General features: G+C 40.0%; 23 protein-coding genes. 8 read left to right on the forward strand and 15 right to left on the reverse strand.

The genetic code is table 11. From position 1 onward, the window contains the following. Window positions 1-252: 252 nt before the first annotated feature. The 4 genes from HMPREF2802_RS07265 to HMPREF2802_RS07280 all read right to left on the reverse strand — a co-directional run bounded on the left by HMPREF2802_RS07265 (window position 253) and on the right by HMPREF2802_RS07280 (window position 3,254). A complete protein-coding gene (locus HMPREF2802_RS07265) occupies window positions 253-1,740 on the reverse strand; it encodes an APC family permease (protein ID WP_002472589.1) in 1,488 nt (495 codons plus the stop codon). 70 nt (window positions 1,741-1,810) lie between these two features. Continuing rightward, complete coding sequence (locus HMPREF2802_RS07270; protein ID WP_040806816.1) at window positions 1,811-2,173, reverse strand: DUF423 domain-containing protein; 363 nt, start codon at window positions 2,171-2,173, stop codon at window positions 1,811-1,813. 24 nt (window positions 2,174-2,197) lie between these two features. Then, entirely contained in the window at window positions 2,198-2,593 is a 396-nt protein-coding gene (locus HMPREF2802_RS07275) for a DUF5327 family protein (protein ID WP_070503326.1), read from the reverse strand. Window positions 2,594-2,600: 7 nt separating this feature from the next. After that, window positions 2,601-3,254 (reverse strand): uracil-DNA glycosylase, encoded by a 654-nt coding sequence (locus HMPREF2802_RS07280; RefSeq protein ID WP_070503328.1) that lies wholly within the window; start codon window positions 3,252-3,254, stop codon window positions 2,601-2,603. A 175-nt stretch (window positions 3,255-3,429) separates the two neighbouring features. Between HMPREF2802_RS07280 and thiD the strand changes: the two genes are divergently transcribed. Together thiD and vraX are read left to right on the forward strand one after the other, a co-directional pair. Continuing rightward, window positions 3,430-4,260: a bifunctional hydroxymethylpyrimidine kinase/phosphomethylpyrimidine kinase gene (gene thiD / locus HMPREF2802_RS07285; RefSeq protein ID WP_070503330.1), complete on the forward strand. Its 831-nt coding sequence runs from the start codon at window positions 3,430-3,432 to the stop codon at window positions 4,258-4,260. A gap of 448 nt (window positions 4,261-4,708) precedes the next feature. After that, window positions 4,709-4,882 carry a C1q-binding complement inhibitor VraX gene (vraX, locus tag HMPREF2802_RS12155; protein WP_049409110.1) on the forward strand — a complete coding sequence of 58 codons (174 nt, stop codon included), beginning with the start codon at window positions 4,709-4,711 and terminating at the stop codon, window positions 4,880-4,882. Window positions 4,883-5,302: 420 nt separating this feature from the next. Here the strand turns inward: vraX and HMPREF2802_RS07290 are convergent, their stop codons facing one another. The 7 genes from HMPREF2802_RS07290 to hxlA all read right to left on the reverse strand — a co-directional run bounded on the left by HMPREF2802_RS07290 (window position 5,303) and on the right by hxlA (window position 11,576). After that, window positions 5,303-6,700 (reverse strand): MFS transporter, encoded by a 1,398-nt coding sequence (locus tag HMPREF2802_RS07290; protein ID WP_070503331.1) that lies wholly within the window; start codon window positions 6,698-6,700, stop codon window positions 5,303-5,305. Window positions 6,701-6,890: 190 nt separating this feature from the next. Next, entirely contained in the window at window positions 6,891-7,154 is a 264-nt protein-coding gene (locus tag HMPREF2802_RS07295) for a hypothetical protein (protein ID WP_070503333.1), read from the reverse strand. Further along, window positions 7,151-7,534 (reverse strand): hypothetical protein, encoded by a 384-nt coding sequence (locus HMPREF2802_RS07300; RefSeq protein WP_070503335.1) that lies wholly within the window; start codon window positions 7,532-7,534, stop codon window positions 7,151-7,153. Before HMPREF2802_RS07300 ends, HMPREF2802_RS07295 begins: the two co-directional genes overlap by 4 nt. Further along, on the reverse strand, window positions 7,506-8,648 hold the full coding sequence (locus tag HMPREF2802_RS07305) for a thiolase family protein (RefSeq protein WP_070503337.1): 1,143 nt from the start codon (window positions 8,646-8,648) through the stop codon (window positions 7,506-7,508). The genes HMPREF2802_RS07300 and HMPREF2802_RS07305 overlap by 29 nt, the downstream gene beginning before the upstream one ends. Next, window positions 8,645-10,021 (reverse strand): AMP-binding protein, encoded by a 1,377-nt coding sequence (locus HMPREF2802_RS07310; RefSeq protein WP_070503339.1) that lies wholly within the window; start codon window positions 10,019-10,021, stop codon window positions 8,645-8,647. The genes HMPREF2802_RS07305 and HMPREF2802_RS07310 overlap by 4 nt, the downstream gene beginning before the upstream one ends. A gap of 372 nt (window positions 10,022-10,393) precedes the next feature. Next, window positions 10,394-10,942, reverse strand: a complete 549-nt coding sequence (gene hxlB, locus HMPREF2802_RS07315) for a 6-phospho-3-hexuloisomerase (RefSeq protein ID WP_070503341.1) — start codon at window positions 10,940-10,942, stop codon at window positions 10,394-10,396. A 1-nt stretch (window position 10,943) separates the two neighbouring features. After that, complete coding sequence (gene hxlA, locus HMPREF2802_RS07320) at window positions 10,944-11,576, reverse strand: 3-hexulose-6-phosphate synthase (RefSeq protein ID WP_002472586.1); 633 nt, start codon at window positions 11,574-11,576, stop codon at window positions 10,944-10,946. A 451-nt stretch (window positions 11,577-12,027) separates the two neighbouring features. Here hxlA and HMPREF2802_RS07325 point away from each other — a divergent pair, with 451 nt between their 5' ends. From HMPREF2802_RS07325 to HMPREF2802_RS07340, 4 genes are all read left to right on the forward strand, one after another. Then, the gene (locus HMPREF2802_RS07325; protein ID WP_040806807.1) at window positions 12,028-12,387 is read left to right on the forward strand and encodes a YojF family protein; all 360 of its coding nucleotides are present in this window, start codon (window positions 12,028-12,030) and stop codon (window positions 12,385-12,387) included. 11 nt (window positions 12,388-12,398) lie between these two features. Further along, on the forward strand, window positions 12,399-13,064 hold the full coding sequence (bshB2, locus tag HMPREF2802_RS07330; protein WP_002472548.1) for a bacillithiol biosynthesis deacetylase BshB2: 666 nt from the start codon (window positions 12,399-12,401) through the stop codon (window positions 13,062-13,064). A gap of 15 nt (window positions 13,065-13,079) precedes the next feature. Then, window positions 13,080-13,958 (forward strand): GTP cyclohydrolase FolE2, encoded by an 879-nt coding sequence (gene folE2, locus HMPREF2802_RS07335; protein ID WP_002472552.1) that lies wholly within the window; start codon window positions 13,080-13,082, stop codon window positions 13,956-13,958. Between the two features lie 979 nt (window positions 13,959-14,937). After that, complete coding sequence (locus tag HMPREF2802_RS07340; protein ID WP_040806096.1) at window positions 14,938-15,276, forward strand: transcriptional regulator, SarA/Rot family; 339 nt, start codon at window positions 14,938-14,940, stop codon at window positions 15,274-15,276. A 184-nt stretch (window positions 15,277-15,460) separates the two neighbouring features. Here HMPREF2802_RS07340 and HMPREF2802_RS07345 read toward each other — a convergent pair whose 3' ends face one another. The 3 genes from HMPREF2802_RS07345 to tadA all read right to left on the reverse strand — a co-directional run bounded on the left by HMPREF2802_RS07345 (window position 15,461) and on the right by tadA (window position 17,519). Beyond that, window positions 15,461-16,027: an NADPH-dependent FMN reductase gene (locus HMPREF2802_RS07345; protein ID WP_049405936.1), complete on the reverse strand. Its 567-nt coding sequence runs from the start codon at window positions 16,025-16,027 to the stop codon at window positions 15,461-15,463. A 16-nt stretch (window positions 16,028-16,043) separates the two neighbouring features. Next, on the reverse strand, window positions 16,044-16,916 hold the full coding sequence (locus HMPREF2802_RS07350; RefSeq protein ID WP_002471175.1) for a Cof-type HAD-IIB family hydrolase: 873 nt from the start codon (window positions 16,914-16,916) through the stop codon (window positions 16,044-16,046). A gap of 108 nt (window positions 16,917-17,024) precedes the next feature. Then, entirely contained in the window at window positions 17,025-17,519 is a 495-nt protein-coding gene (tadA, locus tag HMPREF2802_RS07355) for a tRNA adenosine(34) deaminase TadA (protein WP_070503343.1), read from the reverse strand. A gap of 64 nt (window positions 17,520-17,583) precedes the next feature. Between tadA and HMPREF2802_RS07360 the strand changes: the two genes are divergently transcribed. Both HMPREF2802_RS07360 and HMPREF2802_RS07365 read left to right on the forward strand, forming a co-directional pair. Next, window positions 17,584-18,195, forward strand: a complete 612-nt coding sequence (locus HMPREF2802_RS07360; RefSeq protein WP_070503345.1) for a deoxynucleoside kinase — start codon at window positions 17,584-17,586, stop codon at window positions 18,193-18,195. Continuing rightward, the gene (locus HMPREF2802_RS07365; protein WP_049405929.1) at window positions 18,195-18,857 is read left to right on the forward strand and encodes a deoxynucleoside kinase; all 663 of its coding nucleotides are present in this window, start codon (window positions 18,195-18,197) and stop codon (window positions 18,855-18,857) included. Before HMPREF2802_RS07360 ends, HMPREF2802_RS07365 begins: the two co-directional genes overlap by 1 nt. Window positions 18,858-19,002: 145 nt before the next feature. Here the strand turns inward: HMPREF2802_RS07365 and HMPREF2802_RS07370 are convergent, their stop codons facing one another. Further along, a complete protein-coding gene (locus tag HMPREF2802_RS07370; protein ID WP_049409094.1) occupies window positions 19,003-19,242 on the reverse strand; it encodes a hypothetical protein in 240 nt (79 codons plus the stop codon). Window positions 19,243-19,287: the final 45 nt, after the last annotated feature.

Genomic DNA, 19,287 nt, shown 5'->3' on the forward strand with positions numbered 1-19,287 from the left:
GGTAGCTCTTTCAAATGCAGACAACCACTGTGTATAATGAAATTAAAAGTGGCCGCTTCATCAGCTTAAATGATGGAGTGGCATTTTGTTATGTATAATACCCAACATTAAATTGATCACTTATACATGCTTGTTCCTTATTAGGTCTTCAGATTTTTCATACCTCTTTCATTGCCTATATCAATTTTTAGAACGTATAAGAAAAACGCCAACCTCGTTCGTTGGAGGTTGACGCTTCAATTGCTTAGTTGTCTACTTATTTGTACGATTGGTACTATTTTCATCTACTAAATCAGCAATGTCATCTTCACTTCTATTCAAGATTAAACGACTTAACTCATCATTATCGATACGTCTCAACTTCGGTAAGCGGATAAAGAAGAAGATGAGACCTAACACTAACCAAGCCGCTAATGCGATGTAAGAAGGTACAGAGAGTGATGCTGGTGAGCCTGGAATTAATAACAGGCACAAGAAGATAAATGAAATCACTGAACCAATAATCGCAAAGGTCTTGTAAACCGGTGCGTAAGTCTTACTTGTTTGGTCGTAACTGAACAGACGAACTGCTGATAGACAAGTGACAAAGTAGGCGATAGATACGCCAGTAGATGACATATCAACGATCCATTGTAAGGCTGTACGACCGAGCCATGGTGCAATGAGCGTCATCGCAACTAAGAAGATGACCGCTACATATGGCGTCTTGTACTTCGGATGCAGTTTACTGAAGACCGTAGGCATAATACCTGAACGTCCCATTGAGAATAAGAGACGACTTGAACTCATTAAGAAACCGTTTAAGCCGGTAAAAATACCCATAATAATCGCGATAGATAGAATCGCTAAACCGACATAACCAAAGGCTTCTTGAGTTTCAGCACCTGTCACCCATAACTGACCATTCACACCGTTATTTGATGTTGTGAGCCAACCTGTGAAGAAGAGCATCACAACGTATGTTAAAGCAGCTGCGATTAAACTGAACGAAATTAGTTTGAATGATTTATTAGGTGAAAAGTTAAACTCTTCGGCTGTCTGTGGAATATTGTCGAAACCAACGTATGCCCAAGGGGATATCGCCACGATCGACACGATAGACCAGAACCAGCCTTTATGTTCGTTCGCTAAAGGTTTCAAATTCTCTAAAGAGAAGTTGTTACCGAAGAACGAACCAAAGAAGAGTAAGAGCACTGTAACGACGAGCGCAATACAGAAATAATACTGTAAAGAACCTGACACGCTAGCGCCCACAATCGCAATAATCATAAATACAATAAGTAGAACGGAAGCAATAATAATTTCCGTTATGTATACATCCCATCCAGCGATGGTATATAACTTCCCAGTCTGCAATGCACTTGGGAACAAGAACTTAATCAGTAAACTGAATGCAGTTGCATTGAGAGCTGCTACACAAATATAGCCAAATGTTAAGAACCAAGATGAGAAGAAACTCACATATCTTCCAAATCCTAAGAAACTAAATGCAAACGCGCCACCAGAAACAGGGAAACGCGATACTAATGCACCATAACTTACCCCTATGAGAATAAGTAATAATGCGCCGATAAAGATACCGATTGATGCTGGGATGGCTCCTGATTGTTTAATCCAGTCACCTGGTAGGATAAAGGCACCCCAACCTATACAAGAACCATAGGCAATGGCCCAAACGAATTTCTCAGATAGGTTTTGCTTTAAATTCCCTCTATCGACTTTTTTATTATTTTCGCTCATAAATTAAACTCACCCCATGAGATGTACTATACCCAAAAGGTGAGTTTTTATAACACAAATCACTATTAATTTATAATTTAAAAGTTGCGATGACTAACATTAGCCAACTTGCAATAAACAAGACACCACCGATAGGCGTAATTGCACCTAATACGCGAACTTGTGTTAACGCTAAGATGTAAAGAGAACCACTAAATAAGATAATTCCAATAAACATGAGCCATCCTGCCCAGTTCACGTTAATGTTTGTTGTACCGCTAATAATACCGATCGCGAGCAGTCCTAACCCGTGATACATTTGGTACATCGTTGCTTTTTCCCAGACAGACATGTACTTCTCTGACAGTTTCCCTTCAAGACCATGTGCACCAAACGCACCTGTTGCTACTGCCATTAATGCGTTTAAAGCACCTAGAATAATAAATACTTTCATCATAACTATTTCACCTCTATAAGTTTAAAAATCAAATATTGAATCACCATTACCAATTTCATCATCGGTAACCATCTTATTCGACGGCAAATCACTGCTTTGACTTTGTTGCATCGACGCGGGAACCTTTCCACCCATCGCTTTAATCTCATCTACCGTCACATCTTGTTGTGATTTTTGTGATGAACGAGATGATGCTGCAGATTGAGACGGATAACTAGAAGCGCTATAGTGTGTCTTATTCACTTCTGGATAGTGTTGACGTGAAGTAGATGCGTTCTGCGTGCCTTGCTGTTCGACATACAACGAAGTGAGTGTATGTATGGCGTACAAGTGCTTTTCAAATGCCGCATCACTCGTTGCTTCATCTGCTTGTACTAACTCACTTTCAATCAATTGAATGAGTTTGTCTTTATTCATTCTTAAATCACTCACCTTCACACCAATTTACAGGTTCAATACCATGTTCTTCTAAATACGCATTCGCTTGGGAATACGGCTTAGATCCAAAGAAACCGCGATACGCAGACAATGGACTTGGGTGTACCGACTTAATAATATGGTGTTTTGACGTATCGATTAACTTGATCTTCTGCTGAGCTGGTTTGCCCCACAGAATAAACACGACATGCTCTAAATTGTCAGACACGGCTTGAATGACTTCATCCGTAAACGTTTCCCAACCGATATCACGATGTGAGTGCGCTTCACCTTTACGGACAGTCAACACGGTGTTCAATAACAACACGCCTTCTCTTGCCCAATCCTGTAGGTGTGGAGAACGTCTGACACAACCAATATCATCTTGCAATTCTTTATACATATTGCGTAATGACGGCGGAAACTTAGCGTTAGGCTGCACAGAGAACGCTAAACCATGCGCTTGATTCGGACCGTGATAGGGATCTTGTCCCAGTATTACTACTTTAACCTTATTAAAGGGTGTTAAATCAAAGGCTTGATAGATATTCTCTCTATCTGGATAAACAATTTGCGTCGTATATTCTTTTTCTAAGAAATCATGCATCGCTTGGAAATCGTGTCGCGATGTGATGTCGTGAAAGATATCTGCCCATTCCATTCTTCTTATCACCTCACCGTTTATCGTAACACATCCACCTGTCTAGCGTTACTTAGAAATTGTGACGGTCTCTTATATTTTACCTTTAAAGATACAAGAGTTAGAAAGCACGTCGATGTTGAGCAATTTGGAAACGTGGTAAAATAAAAGTAAAGACATTTAGGGAGTGAAGATAATGGCACTTAAGAAAACATTAACAATCGCTGGCTCTGATACGAGTGCTGGCGCAGGAATGCAAGCGGACTTAAAAACATTCCAAGAACTCGATACGTATGGCATGGTCGCATTAACTTCTATCGTTACGATGGACAAAGAAACATGGTCCCATGATGTGACACCTATTCCATTCGACGTCTTCGAGAAACAATTAGAAACAGCGATCTCTATCGGGCCAGATGCAGTGAAGACCGGTATGTTAGGTACGCAAGAAGTCATCAAACGTGCAGGCGAAGCATTTGAAGAATCTGGCGCAGATTACTTCGTTGTAGACCCAGTAATGGTTTGTAAAGGTGAGAATGAGGTACTAAACCCAGGCAATACAGATGCAATGATTGAACATCTCTTACCAAAAGCAACGATTACTACACCTAACTTGTTTGAAGCGGGTCAATTAGCTGGTCTTGGCACGTTGAAATCAATTGAAGATATGAAACGTGCTGCTGAAATCATCCATGACAAAGGCGCGCAACATGTCATCATTAAAGGTGGTAAAGCGTTAGATCAAGATAAATCATACGACCTTTATTATGATGGCGACAAATTCTATCAATTAACGACAGACATGTTCCAACAAAGCTATAACCACGGCGCAGGATGCACATTTGCGGCAGCGACAACAGCATATCTCGCAAATGGTAAAAGTCCTAAAGATGCTGTAATTGCTGCGAAAGCTTTCGTTGCTTCTGCGATTAAAAATGGTTGGAAGATGAACGACTTCGTTGGTCCAGTAGACCACGGTGCATATAATCGCATTAAACACATCGATGTAGATGTGCAAGAAGTGTAAGAGAGCTTACAAAACACTTTGATATAAGTTAAATTCACAGGAGATAAGGCTACGAAATGAGATAATCTTTTAGTCTTATCTCCTTTTTATATATAAAAATATTATGTTTATTACATATATTAAAATAAATAATATATGTAATAAGTTAAAATAGCTCTTATAACCAATTAGGAATAAATTTTCAATGTGTACTTGAGACGCTTGATGGAACTAGACCACAACGAAAATCCATTCTTCGAACTCTTTGAGCGTAAAGAATTAGTTGAGTGTGGCCCCATAAGCAAGCGAAAGTTTAACATTGAAAATTGGACATTTTTAATATTATATAGGTCTCTTTCCACTCTCGTACGAAAGGCGTAGTTAAAGTTGATACTACAGACTCATGTGTTACATAGACATATCCTTTATAGTGTTAAGTGTAGAGAGAGAAAGGAGGTCATGAAACAACATGATAATCTACAATAAGATAGTTGAAAATGGCAAGCCAATCTACGAAATCATAACCAAAACCTTTAATACGATTTCAGTTAAATGTGATGAAACCTTAACTTCCAACGATATATACAAACTACTCTCTCTACTAGAAAGTGACGTAGATCAAATGGCAAATCACTGTTCCTAGTCATTTTTCACCTCAAAATCGAAAATATAATTTACGTAAGATACACAATTTTTGACACAAAGAACATTGAATTACTCCCTTTTTGTAAACAGAAGTATGATATTCCGTATCGACATGTCATCTCATTGCCCCCTTCAATGAGTGACCCCTGTTGATACAACCATCCCTATAACCCTTTAGCACTTATATTAGACGAAGTTTGTCCCACTTCGACTGTTTGGAGAGCAACTCGAAACATTTCTAATATAAGTGCTATTTTTTTACCCTCTCACTTATATACACGTTGTTCCCGCCGGAATTACTTCTTTTTTCTTAAAATTTTTTCTAAATCACGCCAGTACTTTTACTACATAAGAAAAGAGAGAAGAACGACAACACGTGAATGTCATCATTCTTCTCTCATAACATCATCTTAAATGATTAAATACGTTGTTCTTTCTTCCACCATAAAGCTTTCTCTGGATATTTCACGTAATAATCATGATCTCTCTTATTGTCCACGTTTGGATATGAACCTTTGAGAGATTTTCCTGCCGTACTCACATGTAAGAAAGTGATCACTACGATACCAATCACGCTGATCGTAACGAGGTAATAGGCTGGCATAAACACATTACCTGTCTTCGCAACTAATGCTGAGGCTACTAAAGGCGTAGTACCGCCAAATAGAGACACAGATACGTTGAAGGTAACTGCTAACGTACGGTAACGCACATTAGTGTAGAACATTGACGGTAGTGATGCCGGCATTGTTGCTTCGTAAGTCGATAGGAAGAAGCCGAGCATAAACACGCCGAGAACAATCAATGGGATTGAGCGTGTTTGGAATAGCGTAAATGCGATAACACTAAAGATCGCTGTTCCGATTAATCCGATGAGAAAGACTTTCTTCTCACCAATCTTGTCAGTTAAGCGACCAAACATGAGTGCTAAGACAATCATGAAGGCCATGACAGCTACTGAAATAGAAGAAACTGTAGTTGGGTTAATCTTAATGATCTCTTCTAAATATGTTGGTAAGTAAGCTGTGATCATGTAGTTCGTTACGTTAAAGAACATAACTGCCACGAGACAAACTAGGATATTCTTCCAATAGTAACGAATAATCTTGAAGAAATGAATCTTCTCTTCTTTCGGTTTTGTCGCCAATTGATTCTCGTAAACAGGTGATTCCTCTAAACGACGACGTAAATATAGACCGAACAAACCGAGTAGTAAACCACAGAAGAACGGGATTCTCCAGCCCCAAGTATTCATCTGCTCAGTAGTTAATGACGCTGTAAGGACTGCAATTAATATAGAAGCTGCGATATAACCAGCCAATGTACCAATTTCTAAACCACAACCTAAGCGGTTACGTTTCTTGTCTGGAGCAGTTTCAGCAATATATGACATCGCACCTGCATATTCACCGCCAGTTGAGAAACCTTGAATCGTACGTCCGATAAGTAACAATATTGGCGCCCACATACCGATTTGATCATAAGTAGGTAATAGGCCAATCAGTAATGTTGAGAACGCCATAAGTATAATCGTGGACGTCAGTACAACTTTACGCCCAAACTTGTCACCTAATATTCCGAAGACAATGCCACCTACAGGACGCAATAGGAATGCGATGGCCATTGTGGCATAGGTATAAATCAATTGCATTTGTGATGGAAGTTGCGTATAGAAGTTATGCCCAATTACTCCTGCTAAATACGCGAACAGTCCGAAGTCAAACCATTCCATGGCATTACCGATGCCGGTCGCAAATACTGCTTTCTTCGCTTTCTTTGCATTAACATAATTAATTTGTTTTGAATCAAATTCCATCTTTTCAATTTCTCCCCCTTTGTTATGCTTAACTATTATAGCGAAGTAAAATATTTTGTCAAACTTAAATTTAAAAGGGGTATATTAAATCATAACCTTAAATTTTTATTAAAAAATAGCGATTCAAAACAATATATGTAACAATTTTTAACCTAGTACAAGGTTTTTGTTTTTTCATTTTCACTAATTGTTAATTCTTGCTAATTTGAATTGTCACTTCTTGTGATTGATTCAAAATGTGAATGGTCTGATCGTCAGTATTTTGAATTGTCAACGTTTCACCTATCATGACGCTTTTACGATAGTTAATTGTAAAATGCATCCACGTAACCCCAAGCGTTGCCATACATCGCTCAACGATGAATTGCCCTGGCACGATGCTCGAATGAAGCGGGTTCTCGTCGTCAACCATGCTCAAGTAACGTTCAACTTCACCACGAGAAAATTGCATCATTCTCTCACCTCTTTTACAAATGTCTGCTGAATCGTTACAGCTAGTTGTCCCTCCTCGTAAAGCACCAACTGCAACTGATATTTCGAAAAATGACGTATTTGACGCACATTTAATACGCGTAGTTCAGCCAAATAACGGCGGTGAACATCCAAAGTCAAATTCTGTTCCACATTTGTCTCTCGAAGTTTGAGTTCTTGGCCATTAATGGCTTGAAATAAATCAAATTCTGGCCAAAGTCGCGCACAATAAAGGACGGGCACACTGCGCGACCCGTCATCGACATCGCCTATCAACATTCGGTAACGCTCAACTTCTCCTTCATCAAAATGCACCCATTGTTGCTCTACATCTTCAGGTCCAAGGTTGGAATAAGATGGCATTGCCCATACCTCCTCCTATGCCCATAGTTGCTAAAGTCAGACCGTCACATTTCATATTGAACAATCGGGTCACGAGCGCCGCACCACTTGCACCATAAGGGTGTCCTATCGCAATCGCGCCACCCCAACGATTGAGTTGCGCTTCAGAAATTCCGAGTTCCCTTTGACAGGCAAGCACTTGAGAAGCAAAGGCTTCATTCAATTCAACTGCTTCGATATCACCCATCCGTGTTCGATTCCGCTCAAGTAACGTTTCCACTGTCGGAATAGGTCCAATACCTAATAAGGTTGGATCAACACCATGCGTTAAACCATCCACAAATTGTAGTCCGTGATTGTAACCTAATGCTCGTGCAGTACGCTCTTCCATCACAAGCAACACTACAGCCCCGTCATTTTTCATACAGCAGTTGCCTGCAGTGACCGTTCCGTCAGAAATGAGTGGCTTCATGCGTGATAACAATTTCTCACTAAGTCTCGGTTTCACGCTTTCATCTCTGTCTACACGCTGCCCTTTGACCGTTAAAGGAAGAATTTCATCAGCTAAGTGCTCTTCCTCATAAGCTTGTAATGTGCGTTTATGACTCTGATAAGCAAAATCATCTTGGGATTCCCTTGAAATGTCATAGCGCTGGGCAACATTCTCGGCCGCTTCAATCATCGACGGATCTTGTCCCTCAGGCGCAAATGACGCGCGTTCATAAATTTCTGGCATCGTTGTTTCATAAACAGATTGAGGCCGCTTGATCTTCCACGGTGCTCTACTCGTACTTTCAACACCCCCAGCAAGATAAATCTGCCCTGCGCCCGCTTGAATCATTCGACAAGCGTACAAGATAGATTCCAATCCTGAACCACATTGACGATCTAAAGTGAGCCCAGGAATCGTTTCCGACCATCCTGCTTCAAGCAACGATTTACGCGCAATATTCCCTCCATTACCGACGACGTTACCGAGTATCACATCATCTGTTCGATATTTTAATTCTGGACATTGTTCACTCAAATGTTGAAATAAAGGCTTTAATAGCATCTCAGGTTCTAAAGACCGGAGCGCACCACCATATTTTCCAAACGGTGTACGCTTGGCCGCTACAATAACTGGTTTATTCATCTCTTTAACCGTCCTTCCTCATAAGCTAGTGCCATCCGTTTGCGAGCAATTTTACCACTGGCCGTATACTCCATCTCAGCCACTCTCAACAGTTTAGACGGAATTTGATAACGTGCACACCTTTCTTCCATAAAATGTCGAAACTCGCGATAAGTCAATGTTCGTTCTCCGACATATAACATCACAGCAATCTGACCAAATTGCGCATGTGATTCGCCTATAACTAACACTTCAGAAATATCAGGATGTGTCAACGCTTGTTCCTCAATTTCAGATGGATAGACGTTGCGTCCACCAATAATGAGCCGGTCTGCTTGGCGCCCATGAAGAAAGAGATGATGTGTCTCATCAAGCGAAGCGTAATCCCCAATTGATATCCATGTTGACTGTGCCGCTATCGGATGCCCGACATAGCCACTAAAGGTCATATCGCTTCGCACGAAGAGTTGACCGATTCCCACTTCGTCCTGCGCTCTCAATTCCACTTGAACATTCGGGAAACATCGCCCTACAGAACGCACTGGCGCTTGTTGATTGTAGTTGTAGCTAATGAAACTCGCTTCTGACGTACCGAAGAATTCAATAATATGAGCACCTTGAAAGCGCGCCTTAATCTGTTCAAAGATTTCTGCTGGCAACTTATCTCCTGTGGTAAAAATATCTACACACTCATCCGCGATAAAGTCAGCATGCAAACTATAACGCAACATCGTCGGCACTAGGAACAATGCCGCGGGTGCCTTTACTTCTGCAATACTCTGCATCATCTTAGTAGGTTCGAAGTGATTCATACCGATAAACGTACGACCACTATAAAGTGCGTAAATACAAGCATAAAGAGATAGTGAATGGGATAACGGTCCAGGCGCAACGATGGCGTGAACTTCAGGAGATAACAATCGCTCATTCTCTCGATAAGATGCGAGCCATGAAGCTTCATTACGATAGTAAGCTTTAGGTAGTCCTGTAGTACCTGAAGTAAAGCCAATATGTAGTAAACCTTCTATCCTATGATGTTCATCGTTCTCGCTGTATGCTGGTAAACTTGTGGGCTGTACCTCGCCGCCACTCTGTATAATCACCTCAATCTCATAGCGTTGGTGTATTTGTTGAAGTTGCGTTTCAGACCATTTGGGGTCCATCACACATGGAACTGCCTCACACTGAAGGAGCGCCAAATAGTAAATGAGTGTTTGAGCTTGATCATGAAACCCTACTGCCACCTTAGTTTGAGGCGTAATTGAAAGCTGTTCCGCATACCTTTCAATGAGATCTTGTAGTTCCCCGTATGTGTAGCGTTGACCCTCAAATTGTAAAGCTAGACGTTTCGGACATCGCTCGCTATATACTTGAATCTTCTTCAGAATTTCCATATTCGCACCTCTTATCGTTAACTTATCACCTTATTATATTAACATTCCTGTACTATACTCGAATGTTTTTGCGTTATGTCATGATTATTTTATTCATTTTAAACGCTGAGTTATCCGTAATTTCACATCGCAAGTGGTAGCTCAGGGTCACTATTTCCCAATTTTGCAGTCAAATTTGAGTTAACATGTAACGAATGTTCCACACTTGCCTTATATTTTTTGAAAAAGTGGTGACGCAGCCCATTTTCACTACATAATGTAAAACGTAAGCTCACCCCACTCCTCCCCAACCATTCCTCAAAACCACAAAAAAGTACCAACGCATAAGCCGAAACTTACCGCGTTGGCACTTTCAAATCATCACCTATATTATTATTCTAAATTAGCGTGATTCTGTTGCATCGTTTCTTCACTCACATCAAGTTCTTTCATCAAGTCAAGAAGGAGACTATCTAACAGGATTTGAGATGCCTGTTCAAATAAGCTGCCTAAAGGTTGCGCTGAACCTTCTGCATCATGTTTCGTACCTGCTGGCAACTCAATCACTGTATTCGCTAATTCACCGATTGGAGATTCTGGTTTCGTACTGAGCAGCACCACTTGGGCACCTACAGATTTCGCTTTATCGGCAAGTAAACGTAGATGCTCAGTTGATCCTGAACCAGAAATTACGATGAATAAATCGCCTTCGTGAATAGAAGGTGTCGTTGATTCACCAATCACGTGCGCATTTTTACCAAGTTGGTTTAAACGCATCGCAAAGCTATTCGCTACAAATCCTGAACGACCCTTGCCTGCTACAAAGACATGTTCCGCATTGAGCACCTCTTGCACGAATGCTTGCGCTTGCTCCGCTTCCACATGCGCAAGCGTGCTATCTAATTCGTCAAGCACGAGACGATAGTTCGTTAACTCAGCCATCTTATTTACCTTCAATCGCTGCTTTACATTGTTTAGCTGCTTCAACTGGGTCGTCAGCGTTTGCGATACCGCCACCTACAATCACTAAGTCTGGTGATTCAGCCGCAACTTCTTCGATTGTCTCTGGTTTAATACCACCAGCGATAGCAATCTTAGAGTTCTTGATTACGCCTTTAACCTTACGTAAGCTGTCGAGTGGTGATACACCTTGTGCTTGTAAGTCATAACCAGTGTGCACTGCGATGTAGTCCGCACCCATTTCGTCTAATTCTTTCGCACGTTTTTCTAAGTCTTGCACTGCAATCATGTCAACGAGTAATTCTTTGCCATGTTTGTGTGCTTCTTCAACAGCTGCTTTGATAGATGCATCTTCAGCCACACCTAAGATAGTTACGACGTCAGCGCCAAATTTCACAGCTTGGCTCACTTCGTAGTCCGCTGCGTCCATGATTTTCAAGTCAGCTAATACTTTCACGCCGTCGATGTTTTCGTCCATGTGTTGAACTGATGGTAAACCTTCATTGATGACGATTGGTGTACCGATTTCTACGATATCTACGTAGTCTTTCACTTTATTTGCTAATTCTGCTGCTTGTTCTTTATTTAATAGATCAATTGCTAATTGTAATTCCAATGAGAACATCCTTTCTTTATCTGCTTTTCATAAAATGCGTGTTCTTTTTTATTACTTAGCATCTTCTTATTTCGAGATTATCTTGCATTATGTTACTACCCTCGTCCTCTCATTTTAAAACGAAGGAACAAGGAGCACTTACTCACACCTTAACATAAATGACCGAGCATTTTTATCAATATATTCTGAATCTCAATCACTGTGTCACTCTAACTCGGGTAAATCATCACTTTCTTGAGCATAGATATACATTTCTGAGTCTTTTTCTAGTAAAATAGAAAGATAATGAGTCTAATGCGTGGTTGAGGAAGTTGATTCAGTGAAACACTTCAATGAAACTCAACCCGTTAATATTGCCAATATCATTTTAACTGTAGCGTGGTGCTCACCTAACACGAGAATGTTGAGCACGGCTACAGAAGTGGATATAGACCGATTGGAGGAAGAATCGTTGGAACCGATTGATGCAGAACACGTACAATCAATACTCTCATCCTATGCGAATACGCCAGTTTATTTGCATGTTGAAACAACGAATGGAGCCTACGCGAACCATTTCGATCAACGCGTATTTAATGCTGGGGCTTTCTTAAGAAATATTCAACTCTCATTCGAACATGCACAACTCAAAGGTGGCCACAAAGATCCTTTCCGTGTCGGTCTCAAACTCAAAGAGAACGGTTGGGTCTATGTACAGGGACTAACACATTACGAAATCAATGAGGATGGCGAATTCTTAATCGCTGGGTTTAACTACGAGGGGCAGCTCGCAGCGACTTTAGAAATCAGCAAACATCCATTTAAAGCTTAAGGAGGAATACTATGCCAGAGGAGACACATGTGCTCGTCATCTTTCCACATCCTGATGACGAAACCTTTTCATCAGCTGGTACGCTCGCACGTTACATTGACCAAGGCGTACCTGTCACTTATGCCTGCTTAACCACAGGCCAGATGGCACGTAATTTGGGTAATCCACCTTTTGCGACACGCGAGTCACTCCCAACGATACGCGAACGTGAACTTGAAGCAGCTGCAGAAGCCATAGGGATTACTGACTTGCGTAAAATGGGACTGCGTGACAAGACAGTTGAATTTGAACCACACGACGAGATGGACGCGATGGTTCAATCACTCATCGATGAATGCCAACCATCTGTCATCATTTCATTCTACCCACAATTTGCTGTGCATCCAGACCACGAAGCGACAGCAGAAGCAGTCGTTCGCACAGTAGGTCGCATGCCAGCAAACGAAAGACCACGCTTACAACTTGTTGCATTTAGTAATGATGCACCTGAGAAGTTAGGTGACCCTGACATTCTCAATGAGATCAGTGATTATAAAGAGGTTAAACTTCGCGCATTCAAAGCCCACGCTTCTCAAATGGGACCTTTCTTAGAGGATCTTGCTAGCCCTGAAGTTGGCGGAGAAGTCCAAGGCTTTCTCGAAGTTGAACCTTATTGGATTTATAACTTTGAATCTTAAAGTGGAGGATATAGCATGAGTGAATTTGATTTATCTACGAGAGAGGGTCGCTGGAAACACTTTGGTTCCGTCGATCCTATTAAAGGTAATAAACCGACGTCTAAAGAGAAGATGACTGACTTACAGAGCACGAATAAAGACTTTCTCTTCGAAATTGAAGAAGTAGGGATTAAGAATTTAATTTATCCAGTCAATATTGATCGTTTTCAAACAGCAGGCAACTTTAGTTTCTCAACAAGTTTGAATCAAGATGAGAAAGGCATCAACATGAGCCGTATACTCGAAAGTGTTGAAAAACATTACAATCACGGTATTGAACTCGACTTTGATGCTTTATATCAAGTATTACGTAGCTTACAAGAAAGCATGAATCAATCATCAGCAGGTGTCGATGTCTCAGGCAAATGGTTCTACGACCGTTACAGCCCTCAAACTGACATCAAAGCTGTGGGACACGCTGATGTCACTTACGGACTTGCGATTAAAAACGATAACGTGACACGTAAAGAACTCACGATTGAAGCAGCAGTAACCACACTTTGCCCTTGTTCCAAAGAGATCAGTGAATACTCTGCGCACAACCAACGCGGTATCGTCACTGTGAAAGCATATATTGATAAAGACGCAGAATTAAGCGATGATTACAAATCTGTCATCCTAGACGCAATGGAAGCGAATGCAAGTTCTGTCTTGTACCCTATCTTGAAACGTCCAGACGAGAAACGTGTGACAGAACGCGCTTATGAAAATCCTCGTTTCGTCGAAGATTTAATTCGCTTAATCGCAGCAGATTTAGTCGAACTCGATTGGCTCGAAGGCTTCGATATCGAGTGTCGTAACGAAGAATCTATCCATCAGCACGATGCTTTTGCGAAATTGAAACATCGCAAATAGATTTTTTAAAGCAATTTCGGCGTTAACAAAGGATTTCTAGAACAAAGATGACAAACTTTAACTATGAAAGTCTGAGATTTACTTCAAAAATGTACGATCGCAATACGTTAAAGTGATTTTCATTCATAGTTGTTGTTAATTTTAAAGTGAATATAGAGATGTACTATTGCTTTCTCAATAACTAATTTCGAAATCAGTTATGTCGAGGGAAGTGGGACGGTGAAATCAAATCGATTTCTGTCTCACTTCCTCTTTTTTTATACTATAGACACTTCTTAAAGTAATATTTATTAAATCTCTTTTTACTTTAAAGGTGTAGTTTGAATAGAAATCGCATTATCTTGTTAATTTTTAATTAGATCAGTAAAATTTTAACCGATATTTCTTCTTTATCCGTGATGATAATAAATTTTATGTGACACAATGTGAAAATATCGCGTATCGGATTTATTTTATTCATAGTACAATAACAAATATACTGTCATTATAAATTTTAACTAGACTAAATTATATATCACATCGACTGTGATATAACTCAGAAACTGAATGCTTGATAGTGCTATTTTTAGAAATATCCAGGACTACTTAAATACTTATTTTCCTATTATCTCTCCGCTTCTAAATATACTTAGCCTTACTACAGAATATCCAACTGCTTGATAAAGAAATACTCCGCAGTCATATCTATCATTCTTATAAGTGCTTAACTATCCGACAACTCAATACTGAATTCAGCTTTCATTAAATTACAGACTTTTCACTCATATGCACAAAGTGATTTTGGGGATCATTTTAGCAGTTAATTCTTTAGAAAATTCTTACTTATTAAAATAATTTTAGTCTCACAATGATTTTATGGTCAAAATGATTAATGACAATATATGAATAATTAATCGCTACTACATACGTCTATCACACGCATAGGCTTTACAAATTGGGGAATTGTTTAACATTTTAAATACTATTTGAGGTGAATGAAATGGACATGATCGTTTACGAGGAAAAGCGTAATACCATTAAAAAGGAAATCAAAAATATTTTAAAGTTGTCGCTCACTGAGGTCATCTTATTACAAAAAATTCATGAGCTCAACTCTGAAAAATTAGATGTTATCGAGCTAAAAAAGCATTTGCATAACGGCAATGCACCAATTTCAGCACAACTCAATGACTTGATTAAAAAGGGATATTTCAAAAAACAAAGAGATACGAAAGATGAACGCCGCATCTTCTTGTACGATATCAATTTAACTAAAGTAGCAGAGGCACTTGCAGAATATCACAACATCGTTTCACTTATCGTAGATACAGAAATCTAAATCTAATGATGATTTAGCCTCCAACCTAAGGTGACGAGCGTCATCACTTGAAATCAACACTAATCATAAACACTACACGAATAAAAACCGATCCACTCTCGCATTCCCTGTGGATCGGTTTCTATTATTACATATTTACTTGAACTGAGTTAGAAACTCCAAACTCCCACTTACACATCTCACTTTATTTCAAGTGTTCATAAGGACTATTCTTCGCAAACGACACGATTTGATCAACAAATAAACGCGCACGAAGTTGGAATTCTTCATTCGCAAGATAATACGTACCATCATCAAGCTTGTTATAATCAGAATCATGTGTCGCAATTTGTGTTGGCACTGCAATACCTAATAACGTACGCACGATCAATCTTAAATGAGAAAGTGGTTCTGCACTCACTATACCTCCACTATTACCTACGAGGCCTACAGGTTTCATCTTGAAGTCATCCATCGTTAAGTGGTCTAACGCGTTTTTCAATATACCAGAGTAAGAACCATGATAGTTTGGACTGCCAAGTACAAAGAAGTCCGCTTCACGTGCTTTCGTCTGTAAATCTTTCATGTTTGCTTTATATGTTTCTGATGGTTCAGAAGCCCCTGAAACATCAAGTTGATGAATTGGACGATCTGCTAAATCAAAGATTTCCACATCAAATTCATGATCTTCAAATTGTCCTTTTAAGTATTTAGCTAAAGCAGCGGTATGTGAACCGACTTTTGCACTTCCTACGATAATTAATCCTTTCATCTATAATCACCTCATATTACTCGTAATTGTGTTCATCTAAATATTTGATAATCGCGTTACCTACGCCATCTTGTTCGTTCGATTCTGTGATATAGTTTGCCACAGCTTTCACTTCGTCTGTCGCGTTCTCCATCGCCACAGGATAACCTACGCGTGATAACATTGAAACGTCATTCAAGTTATCACCGATTGCCATGACTTCATCCATATCCACGCCCAGTTTCTCAGCAATGCTTTCTAGTGCAATTCCTTTCTGAGCGTCACTATGCGTAATCTCAATATTACCTCGAGATGAGGACGAAATAGCCAAATGATTCGATTCAGATAAACGCTTACTTACACGATCAATCTTTTCTAAATCACTATCAAACGCGAGTACCTTCATGATCAATTCGCCTGGCACAGACTCAATCTTACTGTAATCTTCTACGACTTTCAGCGAACCATTGTCAATACGATCTTGAATCGCATGCTTAATCTTCTCAACATCGGCTTGTTGACCCGCGCGTTCAGCAATATCTACGTAAATCTCTAAATCTCGATCAGGATTCTCAGTATAAATCCCTCTATTCGTGTAAATTTGATAATACACATCTTCATTATCGAGTTCAGTCGTAATACGTTGCACTAACTCATGATTGAGATTAGAAGTGCTGATAATGTTAAAAGATTCATCGCGTACTTCTGCCCCGTTCAAACAAATGTAAGGGACCTTCAAACCGCTATGCTCTACAGGTGTGCTCGCTTCATAGAAAGCACGGCCGGTCGCAATAATGACAGTGATGCCCAAAGACTGCGCATAGCGAATTGCTTCGGCATTCTTCTCCGATATTTCATGTGATGCATTTAACAAAGTACCATCCATATCTGATGCTATGAGCTTAATCATTCTATCTCTTCGTTCCTCTCTCTTTAAGATTACGCCGTTTATATGATCAAGATGTTAAATAGTTGTCACATTTAAGCAGCATATTCTCATTCTACCATTTAAACGTCGTTATGTATGCTCGTCTGTTCGTATGATTTTCACTGACTTTTTACGCTGTCTCATCTGACGAAAGAACTGACGCAACAACTCACCGCATTGACCTTCTAGTACACCTGTACGTAGTTCTACACGGTGGTTAAAACGCGGTTCCTGAACTAAATTCATCAGGCTTCCAGCACATCCGCCTTTCGGATCGGTAGCGCCATAGACCACGGTCGGAATACGGCTCATCACGATAGCACCTGAACACATCACACACGGTTCCAACGTGATATATAACTGACAATCCTCTAGGCGCCAACTTCCCATGACCTCCGCAGCCCGTGTAATAGCAAGATGTTCGGCATGCGCAGTAGGATCTTGACTTGATTCACGCAAATTATGCGCACGTGCGATGACAGTATCTTGATAGACAATGACCGCGCCTATTGGGACCTCTCCAATACGTTCTGCCTTTTTCGCCTCTTCAATCGCCAGCGTCATATAATATTCATCTAACGTCATCTGTCTGATTCACCTCTGATGTGATAAAATAACTACTGTCTATTTTAGCATTGGAGCGATAAAGATGAAAAAGACTTTTATAGCTATCGAAGGACCCATTGGTGTAGGGAAATCCTCTTTAGCACACAAACTGAGCCAAACCCTTGGTTATCAAGAAGAACAAGAAATCGTTGACGACAATCCTTTCCTCTCAGATTTCTACGATGATATTTCTAAGTGGAGCTTTCAAACTGAAATGTTCTTTCTTTGTAATCGCTACAAACAATTTCAAGACCTTGCCAAGAGCGAGAACAACGTTGTGAGCGATTATCACATTTATAAAAATAAAATCTTTGCGCATAATACGTTAACGGCAACCGAATTTGATAAATTCTCAAGAATCTACGATATACTCACAGAAGACTTAATCATGCCAGATACTGTCATCTTTCTAGATGCAGATCTTGCAGTACTCAAAGCGCGTATTAGACATCGTAATCGCAGTTTCGAAACCCAAATAGAAGATGACTATCTCACTCAGTTGAAAAGTGATTATCGCAGATTCTATACTTCTTTAGAACAAAATGGCGTCAATGTCATTTATATAGATACAACACATCTCGATTTCGTGAATAATGAAGAAGATTATTCTTACATTTTAAACTTACTTGAACCGATGATTGGAGGCACACATTGATGAATGACTACGGTATTCCTCAAGATGCAGTAATTACGATAGCGGGAACGGTGGGTGTAGGGAAGTCTACACTTACACAAGGCCTAGCTGACCGTTTAAATTTCCGCACTTCTTTCGAGAACGTCGAGCACAATCCCTATCTCGATGATTTCTACAAGGACTTTGAACGTTGGAGCTTTCACCTGCAAATTTATTTCCTAGCAGAACGTTTCAAAGAGCAGAAACGCATGTTTGAATACGGTGGCGGTTTCGTCCAAGACCGCTCAATTTACGAGGATGTGGACATCTTCGCGAAGATGCATGAGGAGCAAGGTACGATGAGCCAAGCGGACTACAACACTTATTCCGAACTCTTTGACGCGATGGTGATGACGCCGTACTTCCCGCAACCAGATGTTCTCATCTTCCTCGAATGTGATTACGATGAGGTGATTGAGCGCATTCGTCGTCGCGGTCGCGATATGGAAATCAACACAGACCCTGAGTATTGGAAGAAACTTTACGACCGTTACGAAGCATGGATTGATAACTTCAAGGCATGCCCAGTCGTTCGCGTGAATATTAATGAGTATGATTTATTTGAAGATCCCGCGTCATTAGACCCTGTCATTAAGAAGATTAAACACGTGATTGATACCCATCGCCAAGTTGATCCTCGCTAATCTATGACTTTTGTGTTAGGTAAAAGGAAAGTTCAACATCAACAAGCCCATTTCTATCACCTTTGAATAGAAATGGGCTTGTTTGTAATAATGCGGTAGTAAATTGATCAAAAATACTACCATAATTTATTACTTTCCTACACATTTAACGTCTACTTTTCGCATAATGTGCTGTCACTGCAGCTAAAATTAACGTTAAAATAATATAAATGATAATCGACACAAAGATAATCAACTTATGTGGGTTATCCAATGAAAATGGTAGAGGTGAATAACTTACCGTTATCGCATGTTTCGTGATAAATAAAGCTGCGATCATCTTCAGTGTAGACCAAGCTGAACTCAATGTAATTAAACCTAATATCAATAAAGTAATTCTCTTCATGCAAGTTACCTTCTTTCTGATGTTTGTTGTCTGGTATAGTACTAC

The sequence above is a fragment of the Staphylococcus sp. HMSC071G07 genome (assembly GCF_001811435.1).
Taxonomy (GTDB): domain Bacteria; phylum Bacillota; class Bacilli; order Staphylococcales; family Staphylococcaceae; genus Staphylococcus; species Staphylococcus pettenkoferi.